Here is a 12,978-nt window from a genome sequence, read left to right on the forward strand (position 1 = left end):
ACAGCATCCTCAGCTTCGGTTGCTTGGTTTGATCTGGGCCGACAGCGACTTGAGTGCTGATAGGTAGATCTCGGAAAAGGTCGGGAACGGTTGGATGGTGTCGAGGAGGACGTCGAGGGGGACCCGGGCGCGGATGGCGAGGGTTGCTTGCTGGAGCCATTCGCCGGCCTCAGGCCCGAGTGCGTAGGCGCCGGTCAGGCGATCGCCGTCGCTGAGGAGGGTCAGGAATCCGTTGCTCTCGGCATACTTGTGGGTGTATGTCGCCGTTTTCGCGACATCGCGCAGCGCGACGGTCGCGCTGTACCGGCCGTTGCTGGAGCCGACGGAGGCGGCCTCCGGATCGGTGAAGACGACCCGTGGGACGGCGTCGTAGTTCGCCTCTCGATGCTCACCGAGGATATTGGCGGCGACGACGCGGCCCTGGTACTTGCCGACATGGGTGAACTGCCAGATCCCGGTCACGTCGCCGACGGCCCAAATACCCGCGGCGACCTGGAGTCGGCCATCGACGGGTACGCCGTGGGGATCGGCTTCTACCCCGATCGTCTCCAGTCCGATCCCGTCCACCCGCGGCCGGCGGCCGGTCGCGACGAGCAGCCGATCGCCGCGAACCGCACGCCCGTCGTCCAGTTCGAGAACGTACTCGTCGCCGTCACGTCGAGCAGCCGTGGCCCGCGCCCCGACCACGAGCTCGACACCGTCGCGACGCAGTACCTCGCCGAGCGCCGTACCCAGCTGGGCGGGCTCACGCGGCAGCAGATGCTCCGCGGACTCGACGACCACGACCTCGCCGCCGAGCCGCCGGACAGCCTGGGCCAACTCGACGCCGACCGGACCGCCACCGAGCACGAGCAACCGGCGAGGGACCTCCGTCATGCCTGTGGCCTCGCGGTTGGTCCAGATGCCGTCGAGCTCACGCAGCCCGGGGACCGGTGGCACGAACGGCTCGGAACCGTTCGCGAGTACGACGTGATCCGCGGTGTACCGGTGTCCGTCCACATCGACGACACCGGGTCCGGCGAGGCGTCCACGGCCGCGGATGAGGTCGATGCCGCTGTCGGCGAGCCACTTTTCCTGGCCGGCGTCGGAGTAGCCGGAGACCATGAAGTCGCGGTAGGCGAGCACCGCCTGGACGTCCACGGTCGCCGGTGCGGCCGCGTCGTTCGCGGCGTGTGCGGCCTCGCCCGGGCGGAGCAGAGTCTTGGACGGGATGCAGGCCCAGTACGAGCATTCCCCGCCGACGAGTTCACGCTCCACGACCGCGACTCGCAGGCCGCCTTCGGCGAGGGCCCCGGCAGTGTGCTCACCGGGGGAGCCACCGCCGATCACGATGACGTCGTAGTCACTCATAGCGGAAGCTCCTGCCCAGTGCGCTCGGCGACCATGTAGGTGGCGTACCACTCCGGCCACTTCTCGTCGAACTCGCCGCCGTTGCGCTTCTCGTGCTCGCCGTGGGCTGTCGCAGCGCGTTGCAACGCCTGCCGCAGGTCATCCACCGAGGTGTACGTCGTCTCAGCGGGATCAACACGGCCGGGAAGGCGGGTCGTGACCTCCTGCAGCAGCCAGCCGTTGCCGTCCGGGTCGCTGAAGGTCGCGAACGAGCTGTAGCTGGCGCGCTCGTCGGCGGGTCCGGCGGCACGGCCGTCCCCGTCATCGGACTGGAACTGCGCGCCGGGTGTCTTGGGGTGGAATGCCTCGCTGACCTCGATGCCGCGAGCGGCGAGTTCTTCGCGAGCGGCTTCGATGTCGGAGACGATCAGGTAGAGGCCGTTGGTCGAGCCGGGGTCGGCAGTCGTGATGTTGGTACCGAACTGGACCGATGCCGGCGACCCAGGCGGGGTGAACTGGACGACCCGGAAACCGTTGTCGAAGGCGAAGTCGGCGTCGAGTCGCCACTCCAGCTTCTCGTAGAAGGCTTTCGCCCTGTCGACGTCGCTGACGGGGATGACGACGGCCTCGAGCTTGAGATCGATGCTCATTACTTCCTCCTGTGATGTGTGTTCTCGTTATCGAATATGCCTTCGTGGTGGTCGCTTCGCACCAGTGACCATCACTGGTCCGTGCGCGGTCAGGCCGCGCGGTCCAGCAGCGACCAGCGGGGATCGTCGTTTGCCCAGTGATTGACGAGGGCATCGACGGCAAGCTGGTGGACGGTGGGATCGAGGATGCCGCCGTCGGTCGCCGCGTCGAGGATCTCGAGATAGCTGGCGACGGATTCGATCGGGAGTGTCGCGGCGGTCGGAGTCACCGACGCTGCGACGTCGCGCATGTCGACCAGGGTGAAGGCGCCGACGAGGATCGCGCCTTCGCTCTGCAACTCGTCGGCGAAAGCCTCGAGCGCGGCGCCCGAGGACACGGCGTCGTCGACGAGGAGCACCCGCCGGCCGGCGACGGCTCCGCCGCGGACCCGTGGCTCGTGGTCTTCGTGTCCGACGTAGCCGGGCTTGCGGACGAAGGCGAAGGAAAGGTCGCCGGCGAGCGCGACCGCGGTGGCGAGTGGGATGCCACCGGTCTCGGCGCCGACGACGACATCCACGCCGAGCCGATGGGCGAATGACGCGCCGGGTACGGCGAGGTCGTGCAACAGCCGCGGATCGCCATACGCATTCTCGACCGAGAGCGGGTGCAACGGGAGGCGGGTCTTCATGTCCCAGTGCGAGATGCCGGGCCGGACCAGGCCAGGCACGGTGGCGAGCCGAGCGACGAGGTTCGTTCGCGGCTGTAGTGCGGCGGTGAGGCGGGCAACGTCGGCGTGGTCGACGAGCCTTACCCGGTTGGCGTTCGCCAAGGTCAGCTGGTTCGTAGTCATACCATCGACAGTCGCGCCGTATCGCGTTCGTCGCGCCCGTGACGTTCCCTGGTCGTCACCCTGGACGCGCCACGGCCGGCTTCGGTCTGTCAGGCCGGCTGGGAGACGAAGAGCTCGATCGCGATGTTGTCGGGATCCTTGAGATTGAGGTGGAACCAGAGCGGACTTGCCTCGATGGCCGAGCAGACAACGCCGGCCGCGGTCAGGCTGTGCCAGGCCTCCAGTTAGAAGTCGGCACTGCGCTCAACTCCCGGCCAGTAGCCACCGGTTACCGTCGGGATCGCTGAACGCCAGGTACGAGACCCCGGTGGGCCAACGGGTGACGGGACCAAGTGCAGCGCCACGAGCCCGGAGCTCGGAGCAGGCCGCCTCGAGGTCGTTCACCTTGAGCACGCCGCAGGCCGAACCCGGCGCAGCCGTGCTGATGCCCGTGCCGATGAGAATCGAGCATGGTGAGCCCGGCGGAGTCAGTTCAACGACCCGCACATCCCCGGCTACGTCGTCGCGATCGAGCCGGAATCCCAGGGCACGGTAGAAGTGCCGGCTCCGGTCGACATCGGATACGGGTACGACGATTGCCTCGAGTTTGCTGTCCACCAGGCCATGGTCTGCTCCGTCGTCCGTCGTCGCGTCCGTGGAACACACTGGTGTGTGTCAGGCGGAGCGGTCCAGCGCCCTGCGGAGCTGCCGGCGAGAAGTGATCCCCAGCTTGGAGAACGTCTTGCGCAGATGCCATTCCACGGTCCGGGGACTGATGAACAGCTGAGCCCCGATCTCAGGATTGGTCAGGCCGTCGCGGGCCAGCCCGGCGATCTGCGCCTCCTGCGCGGTGAGGTCGTTGAGCGTGTCCGGCCTGCGCTTGCGGACCGTCTCACCGGTGGCCAGCAGTTCGTGGCGGGCCCGCTCGGCGAAGGCCTCGAGCCCCATCTCCTCGAACTGCTGGTGGGCTGTTCGCAACTGTTCGCGGGCGTCGACGCGGCGCCCCTCGCGCCGCAGCCACTCGCCGTACAGGAGGTGGGCACGGGCGATCTCGACGCGGAGGCTGGTCTTGCCGAGGTGCTCGATCGACTGTTGGTAGGCGTCTTCGTCGGCGCTGAGGAGGGCTCGGGTGCGCGCCTCGATGCCGCGTCCCCAGTCGGTCGGGGTGGCCGTGATGCGCTCGGTCAACCAGGCGAGTGCGGTCTCGACGAGTTTGGTGTCACCTGTCCTCGACGCCGCCTCGGCCAGTTCGCCGACGACCAGTACGCCGTACCCGAGGACGTCCTGCTCGAAGACCTGCATCGCCGCGTCGCGGGCAACCTCGTACCTGCCCAGACCGTTGTGCAGCACGGCGTTCGCGTACGTCGCGAAGGCAGCCATCCGGCCCTGGCTGTGCTCTGTCGCCAGCCGGATCGTCGTACCGATCAGCTCGCGGGCGGTCACCTCGTCGCCGCGGAAGGCTTCGAGCAGCAGTTCGCCGTACCCGATGCTGGGATTGCCGGTCGCCGCGGCGATGTCGCGATCTTCCTCGACCAGGTGGGCCACTGCTTTCAGATCGCCGGTCAGACAGATCAGGTTGGCGCGGAAGTTGAGGGCGAACTGCAACTGCACCAGCGCGCCGGTCTCTCGCGCCATTCGGTCCTGCCGGAGGGCGAGTTCGTGTGCGGTGTCGAAGTCCCAGACCTCGACCGCGATGATGCCGCTGGCGCGGTTCCCGGTGAGCCAGAGCCAGTCTCCGATGTTGGCCGCGTCGATCTGAGCTTGGCGTGCCTGGTCGAGGGCCTTGATGAGGTGCGGTGCGGCCGCCGCGTATCCGTGGGTGAGGCGGAGTGCGAATGCCTGGAGGAGCAGGTCGGCCGGCGGGTCCGAAGCAGCCGGGGGAGGAGCCTCGGCTGCTGCGAAGGCGAGAATACCCGGCGCATCGGGACCGCTGGCCCAGATGGCGGCCGACATCGCTTCGAGATAGGCCACGCGCGCCTTGCCAGGATCATGTGGGTCCAGTCGCTTGGCTGCGTTGAGCAGGGTGCGGGCAGCTTCGCGTGCGTGTCCTTGGTCGAAGGCGATCTCACCGCGCAGTTGTTCGGCCTCTGCGGCCCGGAGCGAGTCCGGCGGCCCGCCGGCCACTCCGTTCAGCAGGTCCAGCGCCGCGTCGAGGGCACCAGAACTGCGCTTCGCCGCCGCTGCGGCCAACGTGCGGTCGGCCCTGCGGCCCGGCTCGGGGGTCAGCTCCGCGGAGCGCTCGAGGAACGCTGCGGCCGCGAAGAAGCCGCCGCGCTCCTGTGCCCGCTGCGCGGACCGTTCGAGCTCGGCCGCGACGTCCTCGTCGGGTCGCGAGGTCGCCTGGGCGCGGTGCCACGCGCGCCGGTCCGGATCGAGTTCGGGGTCGGTCGCGTCTGCCAGGGCCTGGTGCACGGCCTGGCGCTCCCGGGCGGTGGCCATCCGGTACGACGCCGACCGGACCAGCGGATGCCGGAACCTGATGTGCCGGCCGAAGGTGATCAAGCCGGACTCGATCGCTCCTGCTGCGGGGTCGGCTCCCAGCCCCAGGTGCTCGGCCGCGCGCCAGAGCAGGGTGGCGTCACCGAGTGGTTCGGCCGCGGCCGCCAGCAGGAGTAGCCGGGTGTCGGCCGTCAGCGGCTCGAGCCGTCGTACGAAGCTCTCCTCGATGTGACTGGCCAACGTCCCCGTCATCAGGCCGTCCGCGAGTTCCGCCGCGGTCCAGGCTCGGGGTAGTTCCAGCAGGGCGAGCGGGTTGCCACGCGTCTCGGCCACGATCCGGTCGCGGACGCGCGGGTCGACCGGACCTGGCAGCACCGAATCAAGGAGGGTTCGCGCGTCGGCGTCGTCGAGCCCTCGGATCTCGAGCTCGGCGAGTCCGGTCAGCTCGTGGGCTTCGCCGTCGCGGACGGCGAAGACCATCACCACGGATTCCGCCCCCAGTCGCCGCGCGACGAACGCGAGAATCCGCGCGGACATGAGATCGAGCCATTGCGCGTCGTCGACAACGCACAGCACCGGCTGTTTGGCGGCCGCGTCGGACAGGAGGTTCAAAACCGCGAGTCCGGTCAGGAATCGATCCGGTGCGGGCCCGGTCAGCAGGCCGAACGCCGTACCGAGGGCATCGTGCTGGGGCCGCGCGAGCCGTTCGATCCGGTCGAGGAACGGCCGGCAGAGCTGGTGGAGTCCGGCGTAGGCGAGCTCCATCTCGGACTCGATCCCGGTGACGCGGGTGATCTGGCAGCCGTCGAGGCGGGCCACCATGGCCTCCAGCAGTGCCGACTTGCCGACTCCTGCCTCGCCGCGGAGCACCAGGGCATCACTGTGCCCCTGCCTGGCGGCGTCGACCAGTCGGTCCAGTACCGCGCGCTCCCGTGCTCGGCCCTGCAGTTCACGATCCGCCATCGCCACCCCGCCGTGATCCGGGCATCCCGACGCCCTACCAGCCCGGTTCTCGTCGGCAGGCGCCACACAACGACCTCAGGCTTGCACCCGAGATCGCCTCGACGCAATGCCGACGCTCAGGCGGCTCTGGCAAGGACAACCGGACCACGAGCCAGGCGGAGGATGTTGTACGTCGCCGAGCCGCTGAGCGCCTGATGGATCAGGCCGCGACGGGGCGAACCGAGCACGGTCAGAGCAGCTGCGGCCGACTCCGCCAGGACGACGCTGTCGACTGGACCGAGCGCGACCTGCCACCGCACATCGACCTCTGGGTAGGCCAGCTGCCAGATCCGCACCGTGTCCTCGAGCTCGCCGCGCTCGATCGACCCGGTCGCGTGGACGACCGTCAGGCCGGTGCCACGGCGTCGTGCGGCGCGGAACGCGAATCCGAGCGCATCCGGCGGGCCGCCGTTGTCGTCGACGCCGACGATCACTCGCCCCGCCGAGCGCCCGACGGAGCCGGCAGCCGACAATCCGATCACCGCGAGTGAGGCCGTCGTACGGCGGACCAGTCGGCGTGCCAGTGCCCGTTCGAACCGAGCGGCCCTCCTGTTGCGGCTGAGCCTGTTGTGGCCGAGGACCACGAGCGCCCCCTCAGTGCTGCGGGCCTCGCTGACCAGAGCCGTGACTTGCCGGCCAGGAAACACGTTGCCCGTGATCCGCAGCGACGGCGCGATCCGGTGGGCGCGGCGGACGGCCGCTGTCACGACTGCTTCGGCGGCTTCACGAGCCCGTAGGTCCACGGTCGGGTTGCCGAGCGGGTCGAGCATCCGTGGCCATTGGAGCGCGTACACGATCCGCAAGCCGGATCCTCGCGCCGCGGCCTCGGCCGCGGCCCATTCGAGCACGTCCCGGTCTGAGCCACGTGCGTCGACGAGGACGACGACCGGTCCGTTGTCCGGTCCGGCCGGCGGCGAGTCCAGGCCGGTGTCTGGCGCGGGTATGGCGGCTTCCTGCCAGCCGCGAAAGAGGTTCATGATTTCCTCCCTTGTCCTGTCACCACCGTCCCGCCGCCGACTCGCCGTCACACCAGGGAATGCCACGGGCCGTTCCCCTGGCCTTCGCTGCATGGTGGTTGCCCCAGTCGTTCACGGGCGGCGCGGTTGCCCGTTCTCCGTGGCTGCCCACTTCCCGGCTCGACCCGCCGGACCAGCGGCCACTTCCCGGCTCGACCCGCCGCACTCAGTGCACTACCCGGCTTGACCCGCCGTGGCCACGTCACTACCCGGCTCGACCCGCCGAAATCAGGCGGGCGGTACGGCGGGTCGGGCCGGGAAGTCGGGCCAGCACGGCCGGTCGGGCCGGGAAGTCGGGGTCAGCGCGGCGAGTTGGCCCGGGAAGTCGGGTTAGTGCGGCGAGTTGGCCCGGGAAGTCGGGTCAGTGCGGCGAGTTGGCCCGGGAAGTCGGGTCAGTGCGGCGAGTTGGCCCGGGACGTGGCCGCTGGTCCGGCGAGTCGAGCCGGGAAGTCGGAATTGGCCCGGTGAGTCGCGCCGGTGAGTCGCGCCCTTTCCAGCCAGGTAGCTGTTCCTGTTCAGGCTGCGATCTGCTCGATGGCCGTGCCCTCGACGGTGAGGGTGACCTCGATGTTGCCGCGGGTGGCGTTGGAGTACGGGCAGCGCTCGTCGGCGCGGGTCATGAGGTCCGCGGCCTCGGCCGGCGACAGGTGCGGGGCGTGCAGGTCCAGGGCGACTTGCAGGCCGAAGCCGCCGTGTCCGGTCGGGCCGATACCGACCCGGGCGGTGATCTGAGAGTCGTTGGCGTCAAGGTGGCGGCCTTGGGCCACCCCCAGCAGCGCGGACTGGAAGCAAGCTGCGTAACCAATTGCGAACAGCTGCTCGGGGTTGGTGCCGGGGCCGCCTTGGCCGCCCATGTCCTCGGGTACGGACAGCTGCAGGTCCAGCCGGCCGTCGGAGGTGCGACCGTGTCCGGCGCGGCCGCCTTCGACGACGGCCTCGGCGGTGTAGAGGATCTTGCTCAGCGGGGTTGCCGGCATCTGTTTCACCTTTCCTGTGGAATGAATTCTCGTGCGGGGAGGACGTCCCCCGATTCTTGGCGTGCTGCGCTGCTCTCGTACATGTGAGGGAACGGGCCGAGTGGCCCGATGTCGACGTACCGGTAGCTCACCACCGCGGCGAGCGCGCTGGCGCCGACCAGACCGGTACGGTTGCGGCGCCCAAGGGCGACGTTGCTCCTCCAGCGGTCTCGCGTCATCCCGGCGAGCCGCCATGCCCGCACCCCGCCAGCCGGTATCCGGCCCGCCCGCTAGCAGTACGAGATGATGGAGCAGATCCCTAGCGCGATTCCCGCAGGTCTTCGGACAATGCCTTGCCGGCCTGGGTGAGCAAGGGGACTGCGTGCTTCAGAAGGTCTTCGGACATGCGACCGGCCGGCCCCGAGATCGAGATCGCCAGCCGTGATGGGACATAGGGCACCGCTACAGCGACACAGCGAACGCCGAGCTCCTGTTCACCCTCGTCGGTGGCGTAGCCCTCCTCCTGCGCCTTGTGCAACTGCGCCATGAACTCTTCCAGGTCGGTGATGGTGGTCTCGGTGTGCTTCGGCATGCCGGTGCGCTGCAGCAGCTCGCGCACCTCGGCCTCTCGCTGCTGCGACAGGATCGCCTTGCCCACGGCGGTGCAGTGGGGGAGGACTCGTCGTCCCACCTCGGTGAACATCCGCATCGAGTGACGAGACTGAACCTGCGCGAGATACACGATCTGGTCGCCGTCGAGCATGGCCATGTTGGCCGACTCGCCGAACTCGTCGACCAGCCGGGCCAGATGGGGGCGGGCCCAGATGCTCAGGACCTGGGAGGAGCTCTCGCCGAGCCGGATCAGCCTCGGGCCGAGGACATACTGCCGCGACGGCTCCTGGCGCAGGTAGCCGAGGTCGACGAGGGTGCGGACGAGTCGGTGGATCGTCGGCAGGGGCAGCCCGGAGGCCGTGGCCAGCTGGGACAGGCCCATGATCCCGCCCGCGTCGGCCATCATCTCGAGAAGCCCGAAAGCCCGCTCGATGGACTGCACGCTGCCAGAGCGGCCCTTACCGCCGTTCTCTTCCGCCACTGCGGCCCCACCCTTCTCGGTACTTCCGGATGACGGAAGTTTAGCGCCAGATCCCGGAAAGGCGGAGGCTGTTGCATCTTCCGCAGAGTAGATATTAGTATCCGCAATACGAAATCCCGAGGATCGAGGTTCGTTTCGTGGAAGCTACCGACATCGATGCGCTCGTGGCCGGCCTGGATCGGCGGCTGGCCGAGGCCGACGCGGCGCTGGCCGCGCTCTACCCGGGCGATCGCGGGGTTCGGCAACCTGTTCACACCGTCTATGTGCCCGCCGACCGGTTTCACGCCGGCACGGTTCTTGAGTGGGCGGACGAGGCCAGAGCTGTGCTCGGCCGGTATGGCGGATCGGCGACGGAGTTGGCCGAGGCGCTGGAGTTGCCGCCGACGCATGCTGTCGAGGTCTACGAGCGGGTCCGCGCCAAGCTCGACCGCGAGCCGATCGAGGACCTGCGCATCGACTTCGAGGACGGCTACGGCACCAAGGCCGATGAGGTGGAGGACGCCGCGGCGGTCGGCGCAGCCCGCTCGTTGGCGGAGACCGTCAAGACCGGCTCGGCCCCGCCGTACCACGGCCTTCGGATCAAGTCCCTCGAGGCGCCGAGCCGCCGGCGCGGCGTGCGCACGCTCGACCTCTTCGTCGGCGAGTTGCGCGAAGCGGGGGCGCTGACGGACGGATTCGTCACCACGCTCGCGAAGGTCACGTCGGTGGAGCAGGTCGAGGCGATGGTGGTCGTGCTGTCGGCGATCGAGCGCGCGCATGCGGTGCCCTCGGGGTCGCTGAAGTTCGAGATCCAGATCGAGACCCCACAGGCGATCCTCGGTCCGGACGGCACCGCACTCGTGGCGCGGATGATCAGGGCCGGCGCAGGACGGGTCACCGGTTTGCACTACGGGACCTACGACTACTCGGCCTCGCTCGGGATCGCCGCGGCGTACCAGAGCATGGAGCACCCGGTCGCCGATCACGCCAAGGACGTGATGCAGCTGGCCGCGGCGGGCACGGGGGTGTTCGTTTCCGACGGCTCCACCAACGTTCTGCCGGTCGGCGACCGCGATTCCGTGCACGCCGCCTGGCGGCTGCACCAGCGACTGGTACGACGCTCGCTCGTGCGCGGCATCTACCAGGGGTGGGACATGCACCCGGCCCAGCTGCCGAGCCGCTTCGTCGCGACGTACCAGTTCTATCGCGAGGGTCTGGAGTCCGCCGCCGCTCGGTTGCGCGCCTACGTCGGCGGGGGTGAATCCGGCTACCTCGATGAGCCCGCGACCGCTGCCGCCCTGGCCGGCTTCGTACTGCGTGGGGTCGACTGTGGTGCCGTCGACAGGTCGGAGATCGACGAATTGATCGGTGTGGATGCCGCGGGCCTGGCTACGTTGGCGAGGCGTCCGCTGCCGTCGTGACAGTGCCCGGCGTCACTTGGCGAGGAGATCGTGCTGAACCTGCGCCACTTGCAAGGCCACAGTGGATTCGTCGACGGTGACCACCGTGTCGTGCTCCACAACGGGCAGTCCGTTCACGAGCAGCAGTTCAAGTGGCGGCGGCGAGCCAAGGACCAGCGCGGCAACCGGATCGGCGATGCCTGCGTGCGCGAGGGTGTCGAGCCGCCACAGCGCGAGGTCGGCGAGTTTGCCCACCTCGATCGAGCCGATGTCGTCCTCGCGGCCCAGGATGCGGGCGCCGTCGAGGGTCGCCATCTCCAGCGCGGCGCGGACGCCGAGCGCCTGCGGGCCGCCCCGGGCGCGCGCGAAGAGCAGGGCGTGGCGCAGCTCTTCGAGCAGGCTGCCGGCCTCGTTGCTGGCAGCGCCGTCCACGCCGAGGCCGACCGGACTGCCGGCCAGCCGTAGATCGGCGACGCGCGCGATCCCGGCCCCGAGGCGAGCATTGGAGCTGGGACAGTGCGCGATCCCCGTTCTCGTCTGGCCCAGCCGCTTGATCTCCGCGTCGTCGAAGTGGATGCCGTGCGCGAACCACACGTCCGGACCGGTCCAGCCGAGTTCTTCGGCGTACTCCGAGGGAGTGCGGCCGAACTTCTCCTGACACCAGTCGGCCTCGTCGGTGGTTTCGGCCAGGTGGGTGTGCAGCCGGACGCCCTTACGGCGGGCGAGTTCTGCTGCCTCTCGCATGAGGTCGCCCGTGACGCTGAACGGCGAACAGGGCGCGACCACGATCCGCAGCATCGAATCCGGCGCGGGATCGTGCCAGCGATCGATCGCGGCCTCGGTCGCGACCAGGATCTCGTCGCGGTCCTGAACCACCGAGTCGGGCGGCAGTCCACCGTCCTTCTCGCTGAGATCCATCGATCCCCGCGCGGGGTGGAACCGCAGTCCCACCTCGGCGGCGGCAAGGATCTCCGCTTCGAGCAGGTCTCCGCCCGCCCGGGGAAACAGGTAGTGGTGATCCGCCGCGGTCGTGCAGCCGGTGCGCGCGAGTCGGGCCAGCGCGCCTTGTGCGGCCACCTGAACGGATTCCTCGTCGATGCCGGCCCAGACGGGGTAGAGAGTGGTCAGCCAGCCGAACAAGGTGGCGTCGGCGGCGAGCCCACGGGTCACCCACTGGTAGAGATGCTGGTGCGTGTTGACGAAGCCGGGTGTGACCAGGCACCCGCGCCCGTCGACCACCCGCGCTCCGTCGTACGCCGGGGCCGGCCCCGCTCCGACAGCGACGATTCGATTGCCCTCGGCAACGACGTGGCCGGTGGCGAGCTCGCGACGCTCCCGGTCGAGGGTGACGACGGTGGCTCCGTCGATGACGATCGTCGCTGTACTCATCGGCCGGTGCTCAGCAGAAGCCCGGTACGGCGTGCCAGGCGCTGCCCGGATCACTGGCGTCGTCGCGGACCACGGTCGCCTCGATGAGGCCGTACGGACGATCCGCGGCGATGAAGACCTCGCCCGGGTTCTCCACGCCGAAAGGGCTCAGATCCACCAGGAAGTGGTGTTTGTTGGGTGCCGAGAACTTGATCTCCGCGACCTCGGGGTGCTGCTCGAGCACAGCCTCGCCCATGCCGTACAGCGTCTGCTGCAGCGCGAGGCTGTGGATCCGGGCGAACTGCTCGAGCAGCAGGCCCTTGATCTGTTCGTACGACTTGTCCCAGTCGACCTCGGTGTGGTCGTAGCGCCACCGTGCGACCAGCGACGTCGCGAGAATGCGGTCGTCCGTCTCCGGCAGGGTGGTGTACCGGTCCTTGAGGAAGCCGTGGAACTCCGAACCGGTGGACTTGAGCACCGTCAGGTCGCGGATGCCGGAGACGACGTACGCCTTGCGTTCGGAGCCACGGCCCTCGACGTTGACGACCGTCGTACGGATGCCGCTGCCGGCCCGGACGAAGGAATGGTCGTGGTCCGCGCCATCGACGGTGATCCGCTCCCACGGATACTCCTCGACCTCGATCCGCGCGCCGTCGGCCGCGGCGGCGGCGTCGAGGAAGTGGCCCCCCAGCGTCAGCGCGAAGTCCTCGATCGCGCCGACGCCCTTCTCCTTGGCGAAGGCGAAGGCGGTGTTCTTCTGGGTGTCGGTGGGCAGCACCTCGCCCTGGTTGCCGGTCGTGTGCGCGTCCTCGAACCGGCCGCGGAGAGCGGACGACACGTTGAGGTCGCGGATCTGGTGGCGCGGGGTGTCACGGTAGATGCGGACGACGCGGCTCTCGGCCTTGCCGTACTGATTGGCTCCCAGGTGGATCGCCAT

11 protein-coding genes are annotated in these 12,978 nt (G+C 69.2%); 1 reads left to right on the forward strand and 10 read right to left on the reverse strand.

From position 1 onward, the window contains the following. Positions 1 to 9: 9 nt before the first annotated feature. The 8 genes from ABD210_RS18905 to ABD210_RS18940 all read right to left on the reverse strand — a co-directional run bounded on the left by ABD210_RS18905 (position 10) and on the right by ABD210_RS18940 (position 9,294). Complete coding sequence (locus ABD210_RS18905) at positions 10 to 1,350, reverse strand: dihydrolipoyl dehydrogenase family protein (RefSeq protein ID WP_344113004.1); 1,341 nt, start codon at positions 1,348 to 1,350, stop codon at positions 10 to 12. Next, positions 1,347 to 1,979, reverse strand: coding sequence for a VOC family protein (locus ABD210_RS18910; RefSeq protein ID WP_344113005.1), 633 nt, complete (start codon positions 1,977 to 1,979; stop codon positions 1,347 to 1,349). Before ABD210_RS18910 ends, ABD210_RS18905 begins: the two co-directional genes overlap by 4 nt. Before the next feature lie 89 nt (positions 1,980 to 2,068). Next, on the reverse strand, positions 2,069 to 2,809 hold the full coding sequence (locus ABD210_RS18915) for an orotate phosphoribosyltransferase (RefSeq protein ID WP_344113007.1): 741 nt from the start codon (positions 2,807 to 2,809) through the stop codon (positions 2,069 to 2,071). 243 nt (positions 2,810 to 3,052) lie between these two features. Further along, a complete protein-coding gene (locus ABD210_RS18920) occupies positions 3,053 to 3,406 on the reverse strand; it encodes a VOC family protein (protein WP_344113008.1) in 354 nt (117 codons plus the stop codon). Positions 3,407 to 3,463: 57 nt separating this feature from the next. Then, on the reverse strand, positions 3,464 to 6,190 hold the full coding sequence (locus ABD210_RS18925) for a helix-turn-helix transcriptional regulator (protein WP_344113010.1): 2,727 nt from the start codon (positions 6,188 to 6,190) through the stop codon (positions 3,464 to 3,466). 116 nt (positions 6,191 to 6,306) lie between these two features. Then, a complete protein-coding gene (locus ABD210_RS18930; RefSeq protein WP_344113012.1) occupies positions 6,307 to 7,206 on the reverse strand; it encodes a universal stress protein in 900 nt (299 codons plus the stop codon). 554 nt (positions 7,207 to 7,760) lie between these two features. After that, positions 7,761 to 8,222 carry an organic hydroperoxide resistance protein gene (locus tag ABD210_RS18935; protein ID WP_425552686.1) on the reverse strand — a complete coding sequence of 154 codons (462 nt, stop codon included), beginning with the start codon at positions 8,220 to 8,222 and terminating at the stop codon, positions 7,761 to 7,763. A gap of 298 nt (positions 8,223 to 8,520) precedes the next feature. Further along, complete coding sequence (locus tag ABD210_RS18940) at positions 8,521 to 9,294, reverse strand: IclR family transcriptional regulator (RefSeq protein ID WP_344113013.1); 774 nt, start codon at positions 9,292 to 9,294, stop codon at positions 8,521 to 8,523. Positions 9,295 to 9,431: 137 nt separating this feature from the next. Here ABD210_RS18940 and ABD210_RS18945 point away from each other — a divergent pair, with 137 nt between their 5' ends. Further along, positions 9,432 to 10,694, forward strand: a complete 1,263-nt coding sequence (locus ABD210_RS18945; RefSeq protein ID WP_344113014.1) for a DUF6986 family protein — start codon at positions 9,432 to 9,434, stop codon at positions 10,692 to 10,694. Positions 10,695 to 10,706: 12 nt separating this feature from the next. Here ABD210_RS18945 and ABD210_RS18950 read toward each other — a convergent pair whose 3' ends face one another. Both ABD210_RS18950 and pucL read right to left on the reverse strand, forming a co-directional pair. Further along, on the reverse strand, positions 10,707 to 12,062 hold the full coding sequence (locus ABD210_RS18950; RefSeq protein WP_344113016.1) for an 8-oxoguanine deaminase: 1,356 nt from the start codon (positions 12,060 to 12,062) through the stop codon (positions 10,707 to 10,709). Between the two features lie 10 nt (positions 12,063 to 12,072). Next, positions 12,073 to 12,978 carry a factor-independent urate hydroxylase gene (pucL, locus tag ABD210_RS18955; protein ID WP_344113017.1) on the reverse strand — a complete coding sequence of 302 codons (906 nt, stop codon included), beginning with the start codon at positions 12,976 to 12,978 and terminating at the stop codon, positions 12,073 to 12,075.

The sequence above is a fragment of the Kribbella alba genome, assembly GCF_039529635.1.
Lineage (GTDB): Bacteria > Actinomycetota > Actinomycetes > Propionibacteriales > Kribbellaceae > Kribbella > Kribbella alba.